The organism is Pseudomonas sp. PDM31, assembly GCF_019218965.1.
In the GTDB taxonomy this organism is placed as follows: Bacteria; Pseudomonadota; Gammaproteobacteria; order Pseudomonadales; family Pseudomonadaceae; genus Aquipseudomonas.
In genome coordinates this window covers 418,830-437,432 of record NZ_JAHUWS010000005.1, presented here as the reverse complement: position 1 = coordinate 437,432, position 18,603 = coordinate 418,830, and the positions used below count along the sequence as shown (strand labels likewise).

The 18,603-nt window shown below is 59.5% G+C and carries 18 protein-coding genes and 1 pseudogene; 4 read left to right on the top strand and 15 right to left on the bottom strand.

Annotated features, from left to right (window positions below; all coding sequences use genetic code 11):
• Positions 1–62 precede the first annotated feature (62 nt).
• On the top strand, positions 63–659 hold the full coding sequence (locus KW839_RS13015; protein ID WP_218424556.1) for a helix-turn-helix transcriptional regulator: 597 nt from the start codon (positions 63–65) through the stop codon (positions 657–659).
• The gene (locus tag KW839_RS13010; protein ID WP_218424555.1) at positions 652–1,524 is read left to right on the top strand and encodes a queuosine precursor transporter; all 873 of its coding nucleotides are present in this window, start codon (positions 652–654) and stop codon (positions 1,522–1,524) included. The genes KW839_RS13015 and KW839_RS13010 overlap by 8 nt, the downstream gene beginning before the upstream one ends.
• Positions 1,525–1,579: 55 nt before the next feature.
• Here the strand turns inward: KW839_RS13010 and queC are convergent, their stop codons facing one another.
• Positions 1,580–2,278 (bottom strand): 7-cyano-7-deazaguanine synthase QueC, encoded by a 699-nt coding sequence (queC, locus tag KW839_RS13005; protein WP_218424554.1) that lies wholly within the window; start codon positions 2,276–2,278, stop codon positions 1,580–1,582.
• Between the two features lie 89 nt (positions 2,279–2,367).
• On the opposite strand from queC, the gene KW839_RS13000 reads away from it, so the two are divergent.
• The gene (locus tag KW839_RS13000) at positions 2,368–2,520 is read left to right on the top strand and encodes a hypothetical protein (protein ID WP_218424553.1); all 153 of its coding nucleotides are present in this window, start codon (positions 2,368–2,370) and stop codon (positions 2,518–2,520) included.
• Between the two features lie 138 nt (positions 2,521–2,658).
• Here KW839_RS13000 and KW839_RS12995 read toward each other — a convergent pair whose 3' ends face one another.
• Positions 2,659–3,840, bottom strand: a complete 1,182-nt coding sequence (locus tag KW839_RS12995) for an acetyl-CoA C-acyltransferase family protein (protein WP_060539888.1) — start codon at positions 3,838–3,840, stop codon at positions 2,659–2,661.
• Complete coding sequence (locus tag KW839_RS12990; protein WP_218424552.1) at positions 3,837–4,619, bottom strand: enoyl-CoA hydratase-related protein; 783 nt, start codon at positions 4,617–4,619, stop codon at positions 3,837–3,839. The genes KW839_RS12995 and KW839_RS12990 overlap by 4 nt, the downstream gene beginning before the upstream one ends.
• 286 nt (positions 4,620–4,905) lie before the next feature.
• On the opposite strand from KW839_RS12990, the pseudogene KW839_RS12985 reads away from it, so the two are divergent.
• A pseudogene (locus KW839_RS12985) lies at positions 4,906–5,148 on the top strand (helix-turn-helix transcriptional regulator); the annotation flags it as partial.
• A 246-nt stretch (positions 5,149–5,394) separates the two neighbouring features.
• Here KW839_RS12985 and paaZ read toward each other — a convergent pair.
• The 12 genes from paaZ to paaH all read right to left on the bottom strand — a co-directional run bounded on the left by paaZ (position 5,395) and on the right by paaH (position 18,603).
• Entirely contained in the window at positions 5,395–7,464 is a 2,070-nt protein-coding gene (gene paaZ, locus KW839_RS12980) for a phenylacetic acid degradation bifunctional protein PaaZ (RefSeq protein ID WP_060539885.1), read from the bottom strand.
• A gap of 171 nt (positions 7,465–7,635) precedes the next feature.
• Positions 7,636–9,282 carry a cation acetate symporter gene (locus KW839_RS12975; protein ID WP_218424551.1) on the bottom strand — a complete coding sequence of 549 codons (1,647 nt, stop codon included), beginning with the start codon at positions 9,280–9,282 and terminating at the stop codon, positions 7,636–7,638.
• Positions 9,279–9,587, bottom strand: coding sequence for a DUF485 domain-containing protein (locus KW839_RS12970; protein WP_060539883.1), 309 nt, complete (start codon positions 9,585–9,587; stop codon positions 9,279–9,281). The genes KW839_RS12975 and KW839_RS12970 overlap by 4 nt, the downstream gene beginning before the upstream one ends.
• Before the next feature lie 181 nt (positions 9,588–9,768).
• Positions 9,769–10,845, bottom strand: a complete 1,077-nt coding sequence (paaE, locus tag KW839_RS12965) for a 1,2-phenylacetyl-CoA epoxidase subunit PaaE (RefSeq protein ID WP_218424550.1) — start codon at positions 10,843–10,845, stop codon at positions 9,769–9,771.
• 33 nt (positions 10,846–10,878) lie between these two features.
• On the bottom strand, positions 10,879–11,412 hold the full coding sequence (paaD, locus tag KW839_RS12960; RefSeq protein ID WP_060539881.1) for a 1,2-phenylacetyl-CoA epoxidase subunit PaaD: 534 nt from the start codon (positions 11,410–11,412) through the stop codon (positions 10,879–10,881).
• Positions 11,399–12,160 carry a 1,2-phenylacetyl-CoA epoxidase subunit PaaC gene (gene paaC, locus KW839_RS12955; RefSeq protein WP_218424549.1) on the bottom strand — a complete coding sequence of 254 codons (762 nt, stop codon included), beginning with the start codon at positions 12,158–12,160 and terminating at the stop codon, positions 11,399–11,401. The genes paaD and paaC overlap by 14 nt, the downstream gene beginning before the upstream one ends.
• 8 nt (positions 12,161–12,168) lie before the next feature.
• Entirely contained in the window at positions 12,169–12,450 is a 282-nt protein-coding gene (gene paaB, locus KW839_RS12950) for a 1,2-phenylacetyl-CoA epoxidase subunit PaaB (protein WP_007943393.1), read from the bottom strand.
• A gap of 28 nt (positions 12,451–12,478) precedes the next feature.
• A complete protein-coding gene (gene paaA / locus KW839_RS12945) occupies positions 12,479–13,468 on the bottom strand; it encodes a 1,2-phenylacetyl-CoA epoxidase subunit PaaA (RefSeq protein ID WP_060539879.1) in 990 nt (329 codons plus the stop codon).
• Between the two features lie 547 nt (positions 13,469–14,015).
• The gene (paaK, locus tag KW839_RS12940; RefSeq protein WP_060539878.1) at positions 14,016–15,341 is read right to left on the bottom strand and encodes a phenylacetate--CoA ligase PaaK; all 1,326 of its coding nucleotides are present in this window, start codon (positions 15,339–15,341) and stop codon (positions 14,016–14,018) included.
• Positions 15,342–15,439: 98 nt separating this feature from the next.
• Positions 15,440–16,651: a 3-oxoadipyl-CoA thiolase gene (pcaF, locus tag KW839_RS12935; protein ID WP_060539877.1), complete on the bottom strand. Its 1,212-nt coding sequence runs from the start codon at positions 16,649–16,651 to the stop codon at positions 15,440–15,442.
• Entirely contained in the window at positions 16,644–17,093 is a 450-nt protein-coding gene (gene paaI, locus KW839_RS12930) for a hydroxyphenylacetyl-CoA thioesterase PaaI (RefSeq protein WP_060539876.1), read from the bottom strand. The genes pcaF and paaI overlap by 8 nt, the downstream gene beginning before the upstream one ends.
• Positions 17,086–18,603, bottom strand: a complete 1,518-nt coding sequence (paaH, locus tag KW839_RS12925) for a 3-hydroxyacyl-CoA dehydrogenase PaaH (RefSeq protein WP_218424548.1) — start codon at positions 18,601–18,603, stop codon at positions 17,086–17,088. The genes paaI and paaH overlap by 8 nt, the downstream gene beginning before the upstream one ends.

Genomic DNA, 18,603 nt, shown 5'->3' with positions numbered 1-18,603 from the left:
TGGTCTCGAACATAAGTCGTTGTGGCGGTGTTTTTATATGTAATTAAACTGGTAGCTATTTAATGTACAAAAAAGAGAAGACAGAAAAGCTAAAGAGCAATATTAAGTACTTGATAAAAAGTCGTGGCGAAACACGAATGTCGTTGTGCAATTCAAGTGGTTTGACCAGAACTACGATTTATAACATCCTGGAAGGGAAGGTAGTCAATGTTCAGCAATCCACCATTCGCAAAATTTCTGATTTTTTTGGCGTGTCATACAAGGAAATAGAGACTGTTGATTTCGAAGAGAAAGAGATGGTTGAGAGTAGTATTTCTCTTCATGGGAATATGAATCCGGCGGCAGTGCCGATTATTAAAGAAAGTCTGCTTTTTCAGAATCTTGACAAGCGAATTGGCGAGTTGGCGGCAACTCACCCTCTTACTTATTATTTTGGCACGGCTTGCAATCTTATCGGTGTATTATTGGAGAGGGGAATTAGTGGGGTCAACGATCCCGGAGATCTGTTGATAATAAAGAAGGGATTGTCGAATAGTGATAAGGAAAAGCTAGTCTATGACAAGTCGACGAAAAAGCTGTTTGTAACGTGCGCGCCTTTATTTGATTCTGATGTTTTTTGTGTCGTGGGGGAGATAATAGAGGAAAGGTTCAATGGTTAGAGATCAAGAAAATAGCAGGTATCGCCTGCTTGGGTTTGAAAAAAGCAAAAACCTTGCTGTGGTTATGATTGTCTCCACAGGTAAAGTTATAAAAATAAAACTCGGAGACTTAGTGAAAAGTGAGGTGTTGGATAATTTAAGTAAGGTCGAAATAAAGGAGGTGTATAGAAAGTTTTATTCTGGTGGCGGGGCGTTGACAGCATATGAAATAAGTGATCGTCATGAGAGATCGTGGATGACTTATGTTGCTCTTAACCTAATGTTGTTTGCCTTGTATGTGTTCACCAATGTTGCTGCGGCAAAGCTTGTTTATTTGGAGTATTTTGATGTTGTTGTTACTCCTGGTGTCTTCCTCTATCCGCTTACTTTTTTAATTGTCGATTTGTTAAATGAATCATATGGGCTTAGGCTCGCAAGGAGAGCGATATTGTTTGCCTTTGCGAGTAATGCCTTTATTCTTGTTCTTCTAACTATTAGTGGATTTCTCCCTGGGTTATCTACCTGGAGGCTTGATGAGCCCTATGGGGAGGTAATCAGTCATGTCTCCTCTGCATTGGTCGCGTCATCTGTATCTTTTCTTTTTTCTGAGTATGTGAATTCGTACCTGCTTTGTAAAATAAAGGAGCTTACAAGCTCAAGGTTTCTATTTTTACGGGTGTTCTTCAGCACCTTTTTTGCGGTGATAATAGATAGCTTTATTTTTTGCTTTATTGCGTTTTACGGAACTATGGAGAATAGAGAAATTCTGAATATTATTTATGTTCAGATAGTCATCAAAATGTGCTTTGCTGTTTTCAATGTGTTGCCGGCTTATGGTGCCCGGTCGCTGTTCAAGAAATATGTAGTAGGAGGGCAGGTGGCATAAGTAGGAGGGGTATAAACCAATTGCCTGCGGTTTATATCCCTTTACAATGCGTGTGCTATTTTAGATTTATTTTGCTCTTCAGATTTTTCATTGTTTCCAGTTTGTTTTCTAGATAGGAGTTCAGCCCCTTCTCGCGCAGGTTACAGGCGGCACAGTTGCTACAGCCGGGGCCTTTTATTCCGTTATAGCAAGTCAAAGTCTGATCGCGAATCAAGTCTAGTTTTTGATGGTGGTCGGCAAGCGCCCACGTTTCCGCCTTGTTTAACCACATTAGAGGAGTTTCAAGGTGTAGTTTGTGCTCCATTCCTAACGCGATGGCGTTGTTCAGAGCCTTGACGAATTCATGTCGGCAATCAGGGTAGCCCGAGTAGTCGGTCTCACAAACTCCGGTGATGACGGTATGAGCTTGAACTTGATAGGCGTAAATAGACGCCAAGGTTAAAAATAGAATATTTCTACCAGGTACAAAAGTGCTCGGTAGATTTTCTCCTGGGTTGCTTGTGCTTGGTACTGGAATGTTGTCGCGTGTCAAGCTGCTGATGGCCAACTCATTAAGCAATGAAATATCAAGTATTTTGTGTGCTTTCACGCCAAGTTTTTTTGAAAGTTGTTGCGCAACTTCAATTTCCGCACGATGACGCTGACCATAGTCGAAAGTAATACAGTGAATTTCATCGTAGAGCGGTAGTGCATGGATCAAGCAGGTTGTTGAGTCTTGTCCGCCACTGAAAACGATAACTGCCTTTTTAGTCATGCTTTTTCTTCCTTGCAGGGAATCCAGCGTGTCTTTGGGACATTGACCTTAACGGGAGGATCGGATTTTGGCTGTGGGACGTTTCCGAAATGACTGTCTCCGATTTCCGGATGTGTCATTTCTTTACGGATGTGCTGATCGCCAGGCGCAAGATGGACATTGCCCATAACGGAGGACAGGTGTTTTGGAGTGAGCTTTTGGTGAGGATGGCTGCCGGTAGCCACGAGATTGAAGCGGTATGACCGGCTCGGGGGGGAGGGGTCAAACAGCACGGCAAAATGTGGCGAGGGAGCAAGCTCCCTCGCCACAGGTTATTCAGCGATTATTCAATCGCTTCAATTTGACGAATTACGACCCGATTTTTTGGCAGCTTCGGGGTATTAAACGCGTTCGAAAATCGCCGCAATCCCCTGACCACCACCGATGCACATGGTCACCAGCGCATAACGGCCGTTGACGCGGTGCAGTTCATGGATGGCCTTGGTGGCGATGATCGCACCGGTCGCGCCAACCGGGTGACCCAGGGCGATACCCGAACCGTTCGGGTTGACCTTGGCCGGGTCGAGGTCCAGCTCCTGGCTGACGGCACAGGCTTGGGCGGCGAAGGCGATGTTGGCTTCGATCACGTCCAGGTCTGCGACGGTCAGGCCGGCACGCTTGAGTGCCAGGCGGGTGGCCGGGATCGGGCCCAGGCCCATCAGTTCCGGCTCGACACCGGCGTGGGCGTAGCTGACCAGACGGGCCAGAGGGCGCAGGTTGCTGCCCTGAACCGCAGCACCGGTGGCCATGACCAGCGCAGCGGCGCCGTCGTTGAGGCCCGAAGCGTTACCGGCGGTGACCGAGCCGTCTTTCTTGAACGCCGGCTTCATGGCCGCCAGCTGTTCCATGGTCGTGGCACGTGGATGCTCGTCGAGGGTGAACAGTTTGGTTTCTTTGCGATCACGGATTTCCACGCCAGCGATCTGCTCGCTGAAGTAGCCGTTGGCAATGGCGTGGGCTGCACGCTTCTGGTCTTCCAGGGCCAGGGCGTCCTGCATTTCGCGGGTGATGCCGTTGCGCGCGGCAACGTTTTCCGCGGTGATGCCCATGTGGATGCCGTGGAACGGGTCATGCAGGATGCCGAGCATGTAGTCGATCGCTTGCACGTTACCCATGCGCGAACCCCAACGGGCGGTAGGCATCAGGTACGGGCCGCGGCTCATGGATTCGGCGCCGGCACCGATGGCGATGTCGGCATCGCCGAGCATCAGCGTCTGTGCAGCATTGATGATGGCTTGCAGGCCCGAACCGCACAGGCGGTTGACGTTGTAGGCCGGGGTTTCTTTCGGGATGCCGGCATTGATCGCGGCAACGCGGGAGATGTAGGCGTCGCGGGTGTCGGTCGGGATCACGTTGCCCATCACCAGATGGCCAACCTGGGCCGGATCGACGCCGGCCCGTTGCAGGGCGGCTTTCACGGCGGTGGTCGCGAGGTCGGCCGGCGGCACGTCCTTGAGTGAACCACCGAAGGTACCAATGGCGGTGCGGGCGGCGCTGACGACGTAGATTTCGGGGGTGTTCATGGCTGGGTTCCTTTCGGTGAATGCTTTTCGGTACTGCGATTGAGCAGGGCGTTCAAGGCGGTTTTCGCCTCGTCGCTGTTAAGTCGCTGGATGAACAGCAGGTTTTCTTCGCGCAAAGTGGCTTCAAGTTCTGCCAGGCTGGCCTGTTTCATCAACTGCCGGGATTGGCGCAAGGCCTCCTGCGGCAATGCGAGAAAGCGCTGGGCGATCTTTGTCGCCGCCGCCAGGCATTGGGCGCCGTCAGCGAAGGCTTCGTTGGCCAGGCCCCAGGCGACGGCCTCGCTCCCATCCAGGCTGTCGCCCAGCAGGAGCAAGCGCGCGGCGCGGGCGTGGCCGAGGCGGCGTGGCAACAACAGGCTGGCGCCGAACTCGGGGCACAGGCCCAGATTGACAAACGGCATGCGCAGCTTGGCATTGCGCGTGACCAATACCTGATCGCAATGCAGCAGCAAGGTGGTGCCAATGCCGATGGCCGCCCCGCATACCGCTGCAATCAACGGCTTTTGCAGGCGGGTCACGACCTTCATCAGACGGAATGCCGGGCTGTCCAGATGCGTCGGTGGGTGCTGGAGAAAGTCCACCAGATCATTGCCGCTGGTGAAACAGGTCGGGCCGCCGGTCAGGATGATGACGCCAGTTTGCTCGTCTTCGTCGGCGGCCAGCAAGAGGTCGGCCAGTTGCGTGTACAGGCTGTTGTTCAGTGCGTTGAGCTTGTCGGGACGGTCAAGTGTCAGCGTCAGTACGCCTTCACGTTGTTCGCGTTTGATCAAGTCAGTCATCACTTGTACCTGGGGTGGTCGGTTCAGGGTGCCACTTTAAGCGCCGGACACCCCCTGATCCATGGCAAAACGGGTCAACTGCGCTGCTGTTTTTTGCCATGCCTGCGAGCGAAAAGCGGTACACACCCATTCGGGGTATGGTGCGGCCCGGTAAATCGTCCAATAGTAAGGGCATCCGCGCATCCAGAGCCGAACTCGCTTGATACGGTGCATTTGCTATGGGCAAGACACTGCTTAAGGTGATTTCCAGTCTGTGAGGGTGTGCATCCTCGAAGTGGCGGCCGACGATGACCTCAAGCAGCGGGTGCAGTCGGCCTTCGAGCAATTGGGCTGTGATGTGCTCATCGAGCGCGAGCGGGAAGTAGCGCAGATGGTCTTGCGCGGACACTCGGTGAAGTCCACGGCCAGCCAGATGAACATCTCCCCGGAAACCGTGCGCATGCACCGCAAGAACCTGTACCGGAAACTGGAGGTGGGTTCGCAGTCGAAGTTGTTTGCGTTGTCTATCGAGTGGTTGCGCAGGCACTGACCTCTGTAGGAGCGAGCATGCTCGCGAAAAACCGGAGATCGCCACGGGGTGTCAGGCAGCCAGTGCCATCGTTCATGACCATCGTCGGAACGCCGCCCGGAGCATGCTCGCTCCTACAGGTCTTGTGTACAGCAGGGCGCACGCGGACTTTTAGGAGCTGGCTTGTCGGCGATGGCGGTGGGTCAGTCGGCATCATCTTTGCCGGTTGATCGCCATCGCCAGCAAGCCGGCTCCTAAGGGACGTAGTCAGTCTTCGCGTTTTACGACCAGGGTCAGAATGTCGTAGCTCGCCACCAGCTCACCCAGCTGGTTGGTCACTTCCACATCCCACGCCACCACCCCTTGCGGGATGCCTTGCGGGCTCTTCTTGCCCTGGTCGATCTTGCGCTTGCAGGTCAGGCGCGCCTGGATGGTGTCGCCGATGCCCACCGGGTTGATGAAGCGCAGGGTATCGAGGCCGTAGTTGGCCAGCACCGGGCCGACGCCAGGGGATACGAACAGACCGGCCGCTGCCGACAGCACGAAGTAGCCGTGGGCGATGCGCTTGCCGAACTGCGATTCCTTGGCGGCGATGTCGTCGAAGTGCATGTAGAAGTGATCACCCGACAGGCAGCCGAAGTTCACCAGATCGGCCTCGGTGACGGTGCGACGGTGAGTCAGCAGCGACTCGCCAATCTGCAGGTCCTGGAAGTAGCGACGGAACGGATGCACCTCGGTCTCGATAACCTTGGCACCACGCACGTACTCGCCGGTAACCGCCGCCAGCATAGTCGGCGAACCTTGCACTGCCGCGCGTTGCAGGTAGTGTTTCACGGCACGCAGACCGCCGAGTTCTTCACCGCCGCCGGCACGACCCGGACCGCCGTGCTTGAGTTGCGGCAGCGGCGAGCCGTGGCCGGTGGATTCGCCAGCGGATTCACGGTCCAGCACCAACAAACGACCATGCAACGCAGCCGCCACCGGAATGGCTTTGGCGGCGATTTGCGGATCTTTGGTGATCAAACTGGCCACCAGGCTGCCTTTGCCGCGTGCCGCCAGAGCCAGCGCTTCATCGAGGTCGTCGTAAGCCATCAACGTGCTGACCGGACCGAACGCTTCGATATCGTGGGCGCCGCCTTCGGCATGCGGGTCGCGGGCCTGCAACAGGGTAGGGGCGAAGAACGCGCCGTTGTCGACGTTGACACCACGCGGCTCGAAACCGTCGCGAGCGCCAAACAGCATGTCGCTGCTCTGCAACAGGCTTTCCAGGCGCTCGGCCACGTCTTTTTGCTGATCGTGGGAAGCCAGTGCACCCATGCGCACACCTTCCACTGACGGATCGCCAACCACCACTTTAGCCAGGCGATCACGCAGGCGCGTGGCCACGGCATCGATGTGTTTGGCCGGCACGATGGCGCGGCGGATGGCGGTGCATTTCTGCCCGGCCTTGGTGGTCATCTCCCGGGCGACTTCCTTGATGAACAGCTCGAACTCTTCATCATCCGGAGTGACGTCCGGGGCGAGGATCGCGCAGTTCAGCGAGTCGGCTTCGGCATTGAACGGCACCGAGTTGCGAATCAGGTTCGGGTTGACCCGCAGCTTGGCCGCAGTGTCGGCGGAACCGGTGAAGGTCACCACGTCCTGGCCTTGCAGGCGGTCGAGCAAATCACCTGTGCCGCCGATGATCAATTGCAGGCTACCCGGTGGGAGCAGGCCGGATTCGTCCATCATGCGTACCACGGCTTCGGTCAGATAGCTGGTGGCGCTGGCTGGTTTGACAATGCATGGCATGCCGGCGAGGAAGCTCGGGGCGAACTTTTCCAGCATTCCCCAGATCGGGAAATTGAACGCATTGATGTGCACCGCCAGGCCACCGCGAGGCACCAGGATGTGGGTGCCGGCGAACGTACCCATTTTGCTCAGCTGCATGGCCGGGCCTTCATGGACGACGTTGCCCGACGGCAGTTCACGGGAGCCGAGGCTGGCGTAGGTGAACAGCGTGCTGTTGCCGCCTTCGATGTCGATCCAGCTGTCGGCACGGGTGGCGCCACTGTGGTGGGAAATCGCGTAGAGCTGTTCCTTGCGCTCGCTCAGGTACAGGGCCAGAGCCTTGAGACGTTGAGCGCGTTGCTGGAAATCCAGAGCCATCAAGCCACTGATGCCCTGGCGACGGCCGTGCTCGATGGCTTCGGCGAAGTCCGGACGCTCCTCATGAGTACGGGCGATTTCATGGCCGTCGATGGCGCTACGCAGTACTTGAGCGCCTTGTTGGCCGATCCAGCGACCGGCGATGAAACTTTGCAGGGTGGGGGCATGCAGTGCAGGTGAAGAGGACATCACGATTGCTCCTGGTAGTGAAAGATGTGGGCGCGGCCGCAACCGCGCCTTTGCAGGATTACCAAAGCGCCAGGGTGTAACCGACGATCAATCGGTTCTCATCAATGGCGGTATTCAAATCTTTGCGTGCGGGTCTCATTATTTTTTCCCCGCCCACTGAGCGCTCTTCATTTAGTGTTTGCTGGCACCGGAGGCGCCAATGCCGGTCATCGAGCGGATGAACTGCGCCAGATAACGGCCACGCTCAAGGGCTGCACGGGGGGAGGTGTCGGTAACGGAAAACAGCCAGGCACTGAAGAACGCCAGACTCATGGAAAACAGCGCAGGGTTGGAGTACGGGAAGATCGCCTTGTCGTGATGCATCACGTTGACCCACACCGCAGGGCTCAGGACCAGCAGGACAATCGCCGAGACCAGTCCCATCAGGCTGCCGGTGACCGCGCCGCGGGTGGTCAGGCCTTTCCAGTACATCGAAAGGAACAGCACCGGGAAATTCACCGAGGCGGCGATGGCCAGCACCAGGCCGGACAGGAAGGCAATGTTCTGCGACTCGAACAGCAGGCCGAGGATGATCGCCAGCACGCCGATGCACAGGGTGGCGATTCGCGACACGCGCATTTCCTGTTGCTCGCTGGCCTTACCCTTGCGCATCACGCAGGCATACAAGTCATGGGATACCGCCGAGGCGCCGGACAGCGCGAGCCCGGCGACCACTGCCAGAATGGTGGCGAAGGCGACTGCGGAAATGAACCCCAGGAACAGATTGCCGCCCACCGCGTGGGCCAGGTGCACGGCGACCATGTTGCCGCCGCCGATGATTGCGCCGCTGGCGTCACGGAACGCCGGATCGGTACCGACCATGACGATTGCGCCGAAGCCGACGATGATCAGCAGCAAGTAGAAGTAGCCAATGAAACCGGTGGCGTAGAACACGCTTTTACGCGCTTCCTTGGCATCGCTGACGGTGAAGAAACGCATCAGGATGTGCGGCAGGCCGGCAGTGCCGAACATCATGCCCAGCCCCAGGGAGATCGCGTCGATCGGGTTGGAGAGCAAGCCGCCAGGCGCCATGATCGCGTTGCCCTTGGCATGCACGGCGGTGGCGCCGGCAAACATCGCCTCGGTGCTGAAACCGAAATGCTTGAGTACCATGAACGCCATGAAAGTGGTGCCGAACAACAGCATCACCGCCTTGATGATCTGCACCCAGGTGGTGGCGAGCATGCCGCCGAAGGTCACGTAGAACACCATCAACACGCCGACCAACATGACTGCGTAGAGGTAGTCGATGCCGAACAGCAACTCGATCAGCTTGCCGGCGCCGACCATCTGCGCCACCAGGTACATCAGGGCCACGGTCAGGGTGCCGAACGCCGAAGTCAGGCGCACCGGCGTTTGCTCAAGGCGATAGGAGACGACATCGGCGAAGGTGTATTTGCCCAGGTTGCGCAGGCGTTCGGCAATCAAGAACAGAATGATCGGCCAGCCGGCCAATACGCCCAGCGCGTAGAGCAAGCCGTCATAGCCATTGAGGAACATCATCGCGGAAATACCGAGGAACGAGGCTGCCGAAATCATGTCGCCGGCAATCGCCAGGCCGTTCTGGAAGCCGGTCATGCCACCGCCGGCGGTGTAGAAGTCGGCGGTGGAACGGGTGCGAAGTGCCGCCCAGCGCGTCACGCCGAGGGTGAACAGCACGAACACCAGGAACATGCCGATGGCATTCCAGTTCAGTGGGCGAGTGGCGCCGTCGCCGGCCATCGCAATATCAGTGACAGTCGCCAGCGGCAGCAGGAGCAACGCGAGAAGGCGGCTCATCGGGCGCACTCCTGCTTGAGTTTTTCATTGAGCGGGTCGATCACGTTGTTGGCGCGATAGACATAGAAACCGGTCAAGGCAAAGGCCAGCACCACGATCACGACGCCCACCAGCATGCCCACGGTGGTCACGCCACCGCTCAGGGATTGGCCCAGGGTAGAAGGGGAGAAAGCCACCAGCAGCACGAAGCCGTAATAGATCACCAGCATGGCCAGGCTCAAGGACCAGTACAGCTTTTGTTTGCGCCGCACCAACTGGATGAAATCCGGGTGCTGGCGGATGAGTTCTATGTCTTGGGGTGTCATGACGCGCGCTCCTTTGTTGTTTTTGTTTTGGGTGAAACAGTTTCGGGTTGGAACCGGATCAATGTGGGAGCGGGCTTGCTCGCGAAGAGGCCGTCACATTCAACATGGATGGCGCCTGATATTCCGTCTTCGCGAGCAAGCCCGCTCCCACAGGGTTTGTGTTATCCGACAAAACAGGGCATCAGAGTTGGTCGAAATCCAGCACGACCTTGTCGCTGATGGGGAACGCCTGGCACGACAGCACGTAACCGGCGGCCACTTCGTAGTCTTCCAGGGCGTGGTTGCTGTCCATTTCCACCTCGCCTTCGATGACCTTGCACTTGCAGGTCGAGCACACGCCGGCCTTGCACGAATAGGGCAGTTCCGCGCCTTGCTCGTTACCGGCGTCGAGGATGCTCTGGCTGTTGCGTGGCAGGTCGAAGGCCAGGGCACGGCCGTCGCTGATCACGGTGATCTGGCTGATTGCCGCATCCACCTGTCGCGCGGCTTCACGGGCGGCACGTTTGTGCTCGCTGCCGGCGGCAGCGAACAGTTCGAAATGAATGCGCTCGGGCTGCATGCCCTTGGCCTTGAGGCTGTCGCGCACGGTTTCGGTCATTTCCTGTGGGCCGCAGATGAAGGCGGCGTCGAGCGTTTTGACGTCGAGCCAGCGGCTGAACAGTTGCTCGCATTTCTCGGCGTTGATCCGGCCGTTGTACAGGTCGACATCCTGCTGTTCGCGGCTGAACACGAAGATCAGGTTCAGGCGTTGCAGGTAGCGGTTTTTCAGGTCTTCGAGCTGTTCGCGAAACAGCGCGCCGGAGCTGGAACGGTTGCCGTACAGCAGGGTGACGCGGCTGTGGGGCTCGGTTTGCAACGTGGTCTTGATGATCGACAGAATCGGCGTGATGCCGCTGCCTGCCGCGACCGCAAGGTAATTGCCGTGGCGCGCCGGGTCGAGTTCGACGCAAAAATGCCCGGCCGGCGGCATCACTTCCAGGCTATGCCCGGCTTGCAGTTGCTCGTTGGCAAAGGCAGAGAAACGCCCGCCCGCCACACGCTTGATGGCAACGCGCAGTTCACCGTCGTTGACGCCGGTGCAGATCGAATAGGAGCGGCGCACTTCTTCGCCGTCCAACTGGGTGCGCATCACCAGGTGCTGGCCCTGGGTGAAGTGGAAACTGTCCTGCAAGTGCTGCGGAATCTCGAAGGCGATGGATACCGCGTCACGGGTCTCGGCACGCACGTCCTTGATGGTCAGGCTGTGAAATTTACTCATTGTTGTTCTCCAGCTGGGACGGCCGATCGCCGCTCAGATGCACTTGAAATAGTCGAACGGTTCCCGGCACTCGATGCAGCGATACAGCGCCTTGCACGCGGTGGAACCAAACTCGCTGAGCACTTCGGTGTGGGCGCTGCCGCATTGCGGGCAGACGACCACCGGGCTCTCGCCGAGCAGGCTGCGCTTGCTGGTACTGCCTTCGGGTGGCGCGATGCCGTAAGCGCGCAGGCGTTCGCGGCCGATGTCGCTGATCCAGTCGGTGGTCCAGGCCGGGGTCAATTTGCGCTCGAGTTGCGGCGCCTTGAATCCGGCGAGTTCCAGGGCTTGGCGGATGTCGCTCTCGATCACCTCGGTGGCCGGGCAGCCGGAGTAGGTCGGCGTGACCACCACGTGAAGGTGACCGGCCTGCCAGTCGAGATCGCGAACGATGCCCAGGTCAACGACGCTGACCACTGGCACTTCCGGGTCCATGACCTCGGACAGGATCGCCCACGCGGCAGCCAGGTCGGTCGGTTGAGCCGGCCGGGCGCCGAGGTCGCTGGCGATCAGATCACCAGGTTGCATCGGGGTACGCTCGGGGCAGGAACTGCATTTCCGCCAGCAGGATGCCCAGGTGTTCGGTGTGCAGGCCCTTGCGTGCATTCAGGTAGAAATAGCTTGGCGCAGCGGGCACGGGCAGGGTGGCGCTGGTGAAAATCCCGTTGACCCTGGCTTGCCACTGGGCGGCGACGCTGGAGATGTCCGGGGTCATACCGGCGTCGCATAGGCGTTGTTCGCTGTCGTCGGCGGCGATCAGCTCGACGGTGAAGCGCCAGACTTCGGGGATCGCCGCGAGCATGCGCTGGTGGCTTTCCTCGGTGCCGTCACCCATGCGCTCGATCCATTCGCCGGAACGACGCAGGTGATAGGTCACTTCCTTAACGGCTTTGGCGGCGATCCCGGCAATGCGTTCGTCGCTGGACTGGCTCAGGCCCTGCAGCACCGGCAGATGCCAGGCGTCATAGAGAAACTGCTTGAGCATGGTCACCGCGAAGTCGCCGTTGGGTTGCTCCACCAGCAGCAGGTTGCGATAGGCGCGCTCGTCACGGCGAAACGCCAGGTGATCGGCGTCGCGGCCGTCATCCAGCAGTTCGGCTGCGTAGTCCAGCCAGTTGCGTGCCTGACCCACCAGGTCGAGGCCGACGTTCATCAGCGCCAGCTCTTCTTCCAGGGCCGGTGCCTTGCCGCACCATTGGCACAGGCGCTGGCCCTGGATCAGGGCGCTGTCGCCGAGGCGCAGCAGGTATTCGATCAGATCGGTCTTGTTGTTCATGGTCGACCTCACATGTGCCCGACTTCGGCCGGCAGCTCGTAGAAGCTGGCGTGGCGGTAAACCTTGTCGTCCGATGGGTCGAACAGCGGGTCTTTTTCATCGGGGGAGGAGGCGGTGATCAGGGCCGAAGGCACCACCCACAGGCTCACGCCTTCGCTGCGACGGGTGTAGAGCTCGCGCGCATTCTCGATGGCCATGGTGGTGTCGGCGGCATGTACGCTGCCGACGTGCTTGTGGTTGAGGCCGTGCTTGCTGCGCACGAAGACTTCGAAGAGGGTCCATTCGGACATGGCGGTGTCTCCAGATCAGGTGGCCGAATCAGGCGGCGTTCTTGTTTTGTTTTTTGCGGGCGTGGGCGACGGCGGCTTCACGAACCCAGGCACCGTCTTCAATCGCCTTGCGGCGGGTGTCGACGCGCTCCTGATTGCACGGGCCGTTGCCCTTGAGCACTTCGTAGAATTCGCTCCACTGGATTTCGCCGAAGTCGTAGTGGCCACGTTCGGCGTTCCACTTCAAGTCCGGGTCGGGGCAGGTGCAGCCCAAAAGCTCAAGCTGCGGGATGGTCTGGTCGATGAAGCGCTGGCGCAGTTCGTCGTTGCTCTGGCGCTTGATTTTCCAGGCCATCGATTGCGCACTGTTCGGCGAGTGTTCGTCGCTTGGGCCAAACATCATCAGCGACGGCCACCAGAGGCGATTGATCGCGTCCTGGACCATGTCTTTTTGCGCCTGAGTACCGTGGCGCATCATGGTCAGCAGGATTTCGTAGCCCTGGCGCTGGTGGAAGCTCTCTTCCTTGCAGATGCGGATCATCGCCCGCGAGTACGGGCCGTAGGAGGTGCGCTGCAGCACCACCTGGTTGACGATCGCCGCCCCATCGACCAGCCAGCCTACTGCGCCCATGTCGGCCCAGTTCAGCGTCGGGTAATTGAAAATGCTCGAGTACTTGGCCTTGCCGCTGTGCAGCTTGTCGATCTCTTCATCGCGATCGGCGCCGAGGGTTTCCATGGCGCTGTACAGGTAGAGACCGTGGCCGGCTTCGTCCTGGATCTTGGCCATCAGTTGCAGTTTGCGCTTGAGGCTTGGCGCGCGGGTGACCCAGTTGCCTTCCGGCAGCATGCCGACGATTTCCGAGTGAGCGTGCTGCGAGATCTGCCGGATGAGGGTCTGGCGATAGGCATCGGGCATCCAGTTTTTTGCTTCGATCTTGATTTCTGAATCGATTTTTTCCTGGAAGGCGCGTTCCTGTTCGGACATCTCCGACAGGTCCTTGATGCGCTTTACGCCGGTTTCTACAAGCTGTGCGTACATTCGGGTGTCTCCCGCCGTGAATCTGTTGAAGGCATGGAGAACTTTATAAGCGATACAGAATTTAATATCAAACAGTAAATATCGTGTCGCATATGTTTTTGTATCGCTTTGGGATGGACGGTCTTTGCCAAGATCCAAAAAGCCACCCTCACCCCAGCCCTCTCCCGGAGGGAGAGGGAGCCGACGGTGGGTTCTTTCGAGGTGCATCGACCTGAAAAAACGGGTTGGACTCAGGTTTGGAGAGGGGGGAGCCGACGGTGGGTTCTTTCGAGGTGCATCGGCCTGAAAAACGGGTTGGACTCAGGTTTGGAGAGGGGGGAGCCGACGGTGGGTTCTTTCGAGGTGCATCGACCGGAAAATTTCGAGTCGAACTCAGGTTTTGAAATCTACAAAGATCTGCTCCCTTTCCCCTCGCCCCCTTGGGGGAGAGGGCTGGGGTGAGGGGGTTGGATCTCAGCCGCTACGCATAACTTGAACTTTCCACTCGCGCAAAAAAAGCCCCGCAAAAGCAGGGCCATAAGGGGTGCAGCAGTCATTCTTTAAACCATCACGCCTTGGGACGCTTATCCACCACGTGGCAAGCCTTGCCCTCCGACCGCTTGATCGCGTGGAACGGCTGCAAAACGATCCGCGAACTGATCCCGATATACGTCTTGATGTGCTTGCTCAACTCGCCACAAACCGCCTTCTGCTGTTCATCGCTCATGTGCTGATGTTCAGCCCGAAGCTCGACATGCACGTCGACGCTGTCCAGGTTGCCATTGCGATACAGATGAATTTCGTAGCACTCGGAAAGTTGTTTGACTTTCAGTACCTGCTCCTCGATCTGGGTCGGGAATACGTTGACCCCACGAATGATCAGCATGTCATCGCTGCGCCCGGTGATCTTGTCGATGCGCCGCATCGGTCGTGCGGTGCCCGGCAGCAGGCGCGTCAGGTCCCGGGTGCGGTAGCGGATCATCGGCAGGGCTTCTTTGCTCAGGGAGGTGAACACCAGCTCACCCATCTGACCGTCCGGCAGCACTTCGCCAGTGACCGGGTCGATGATTTCCGGGTAGAAATGGTCTTCCCAGATAGTCGGGCCATCCTTGGTTTCGGCACATTCCATGGCCACGCCCGGGCCCATGATTTCCGAAAGACCGTAGATGTCCAGGGCCGTGATGCCCATGCGCGCTTCAATGGCGCTGCGCAGTTCGGCGGTCCATGGCTCGGCGCCGAAGATGCCCAGGCGCAGGGCGAGTTTGTGCGGGTCGATGCCCTGGCGCTCGATTTCATCGGCGATGTTGAGCATGTAGGACGGCGTGACCATGATGATGTCCGGCTGGAAATCCTTGATCAGTTGCACTTGTTTCTCGGTCTGGCCGCCGGACATCGGAATCACCGTGCAGCCCAGGCGTTCGGCACCGTAATGCGCGCCGAGCCCGCCGGTGAACAGGCCGTAGCCATAGGAGATGTGTACCTTGTCGCCACGCCGGCCACCGGCTGCGCGGATCGAGCGTGCGACCACGTTGGCCCAGGTGTCTATGTCGTTCTGGGTGTAGCCGACCACGGTCGGTTTGCCGGTGGTGCCACTGGACGCATGCAGGCGCACGATGTCGTGCATCGGCACGGCAAACATGCCGTAGGGGTAGTTGTCACGCAGGTCGGACTTGGTGGTGAAGGGGAACTTCGCCAGGTCATCCAGGGACTTGATGTCGTCCGGGTGCACGCCCAGGGCATCGAAGCGCTGACGGTACAGCGGCACGTTGTTGTAGGCGTGGTTCAGGCTCCAGCGCAGGCGCTCCAGCTGATGCTGGCGCAACTCGTCGATGCTGGCGGTTTCCAGCGGGTCCAGCACAGGATCAAGCGTGGATCGGGCTATTGGCATGTTCATAACTTCACTCGAATTATTTTTGTGTTCCAGCCCTTTGCACTGGGGCTTTGAGTGCATGCCCCAAGGATACCTCTCGGCTCCCCGGGAATCGCGGTTCTTTAGTCGGACAAGCGCTCGATGATCAGCGCGATGCCTTGGCCGACGCCGATGCACATGGTGCACAGGGCGTAGCGACCGTTGCGTTCCTCAAGCTCATGCAGGGCGGTGGTGACCAGGCGCGCGCCACTCATGCCCAGCGGATGACCGAGGGCAATGGCGCCGCCGTTGGGGTTGACCCGTGGATCGGTGTCGCTCAGGCCCAGTTCGCGCAATACCGCCAGGCCTTGTGCGGCAAAAGCTTCGTTGAGCTCGATGACGTCCATGTCCGCCAGGCTCAGGTTGGCCACTTCCAGCACCTTGCGCGTTGCCGGTACCGGGCCGATGCCCATGATTCGCGGTTCGACGCCCGCGGTGGCCATCGCCACCACCCGACCGCGTGCGGTCAGGCCGTGACGCTTGGCGACTTCCGGGCTGGCCAGCAACAGGGCGCAGGCACCGTCGTTGACTCCGGAGGCGTTGCCGGCGGTGATGCTGCCGCCTTCGCGGAACGGTGTGCCGAGTTTGGCAAGCTGTTCCAGGGTGGTATCGCCGCGCGGGTGCTCATCGTGCTCGACCACTTTGGCCGGGCCTTTGCGCTGGGGGATTTCTACTGCAACGATCTCCTTGGCCAAGCGCCCGTTGGCCTGGGCCGCAGCGGCGCGTTGCTGGCTGCGCAGGGCGAAAGCGTCCTGATCGGCCCGGGAGATGTTGAACTGTGCGGCGACGTTTTCCGCGGTTTCCGGCATGGAGTCGATGCCGTAGGCCTTTTTCATCAGTGGATTGACGAAGCGCCAGCCGATGGTGGTATCGAAGATCTCGGCCTGGCGGGAAAATGCCTGCTCGGCCTTGCCCATCACCAGCGGTGCGCGGGACATCGATTCGACGCCGCCGACCAGCATCAGGCCGACTTCGCCACTGCGAATAGCCCGGGCTGCGCTGCCGACCGCATCCAGCCCGGAACCGCACAGGCGATTGAGGGTGGTGCCGGGCACGCTGACCGGCAGGCCAGCCAGCAGCGCCGACATGCGTGCGACGTTGCGGTTGTCTTCACCGGCCTGGTTGGCGCAGCCGTAGATCACGTCGTCGACCGTGTTCCAGTCGACTTGCGGGTGGCGGCGCAGCAGTTCGCGCAGGGGCACCGCGCCGAGGTCGTCGGCGCGCACGCCGCTCAGGACTCCGGCATAGCGGCCGATCGGGGTGCGTACCGCGTCGATGATCAGGGCGTCATTCATCAGGGGTCTCCTGCGCCAGCACGGGGCCGCGCACTTTGTAGGATTTGCCGTGGAACAGGGCGATCAACTGACCCTGCTGGTTTTCAATGCGTACGTCATAGTTGCCGGTGCGCCCGGAACGGCTTTGCTCGATGCAGTCGGCGTTCAACGTATCGCCCAGTCGTGCCGGGGCGATGTAGTCGATGCTGCAGCCGATGGCCACGGTGGCTTCGTTGTAGCTGTTGCAAGCGAACGCGAACGCCGAGTCGGCGAGGGCGAACAGGTAGCCGCCGTGGCAGGTGCCATGGCCCTGGAGCATGTCGGCGCGTACGGTCATGCCCACCCGGGCGCAACCGGGACCTGCGGACAGCAGGCGCATGCCCATGGCCTGGCTGGCGGTGTCGCGCTGGAACAAGGCCTGGGCGCAGGTGCTGGCCAGGTTCATCGCTTCATGGTTAGTCATGGAATGTTCTCCCTTCAGCGACCCGACGACGCAACAGCAGCGAAGGGCGATAGCGTTCTTCGCCGTAAACGGCTTGCAGGTTTTCCAGTACGCTGAGGATGTGCCGCAGCCCGATCGCATCCGCCCAGGCCAGCGGGCCTTGCGGGTAATTGACCCCGGCGCGCATGGCCAGATCGATGTCGGCGGCCGAAGCCACGCCTTGCAGCAGGGCATCGGCGGCTTCGTTGGCGAGCATGGCCACGGTACGCAGCACCGCGAGGGCGGGGCTGTCGCTGAGTTGGCTGACTTTGAAGCCGGCCTGGTGCAGTAGCGCGATTCCTTGTTCCAGAGCTTGTGGGTCGATGCCCTCCGCGCAACTGATGGCGATGCGTTTGGCCTGGCCGTAATCCAGTGCCAGGTCCAGCAGAATCAGATTGCGCAGCCCATCTTCCCTGGCGCGCTGGCAAGCCATGCGTCCATCGCTCAAAGCCAGTACGGCGTCGCCGACGCGCAGCAGGCCCCGGCCATCGCGCTGGATGACTTCGATGCCCTGCTCGCGAAGGCGCGCAAGCAGACCCCGGGCAATGCCCAGATCACCTTCGACGATGCACACATCCACGGTCGCGGTGCTGGCGACCTGCGCAGGTAACGCGCGCTCGACACCTTCGGCGTAAGAATAGAAACCCTGCCCGCTCTTGCGACCCAGGCGCCCGCCGTCCACCAGTTCTTTCTGGATCAGCGAAGGCAGGAAGCGCGTGTCGTTGTAGTAGGCACTGAACACCGAGCAGGTCACCGCGTAGTTGACGTCGTGGCCGATCAGGTCGGTCAGCTCGAACGCACCCATGGCAAATCCGCCGGCGTCGCGCATCAGTGCATCCAGGGTAGGGCAATCGGCAGCGCCTTCCTGCAGCAGGCGCAGGCTTTCGGCATAAAACGGCCGGGCCACGCGGTTGACGATGAAGCCCGGAGTAGAGCGGGTATGCACCGGTTTTTTGCCCCAGGCCCTGGCGGTGTCGTACAGGCATTCGGCCAGGACTGGATCGCTGGCCAGCCCGGAAACGATTTCCACCAGCGCCATCACCGGCGCCGGGTTGAAGAAGTGCAGGCCGAGCAGGCGCTGCGGATGGCTCAGCTGTGCAGCAATGCTGGTGATCGACAGCGACGAAGTGTTGCTGGCCAGAATGCAGTGTTCGCCGCAGATGCCTTCGAGCTGGCGGAACAGCGCGCGCTTGACCTCAAGGTTCTCGACGATGGCTTCGATGATCAAATCGCAATCGGCCAGGGCTTCGATGGCTTCCACAGCCACCAGGCGACCAATGGTTGCGCTGCGCGACTCGGCGGACAGCTTGCCGCTGTCGACCCGCTTGCCCAATTGCCGGTTGATGCCTTCGATGGCTTGTGCCGCGGCGCCGGGACGGTTGTCCAGCAGCAGCACCGGGTGCCCGGCCTGTGCCGCGACCTGAGCGATGCCGGCACCCATGGCCCCGGCGCCGATCACGGCGATACGTGCGGTAGTGTTCAGTGCGCTCAT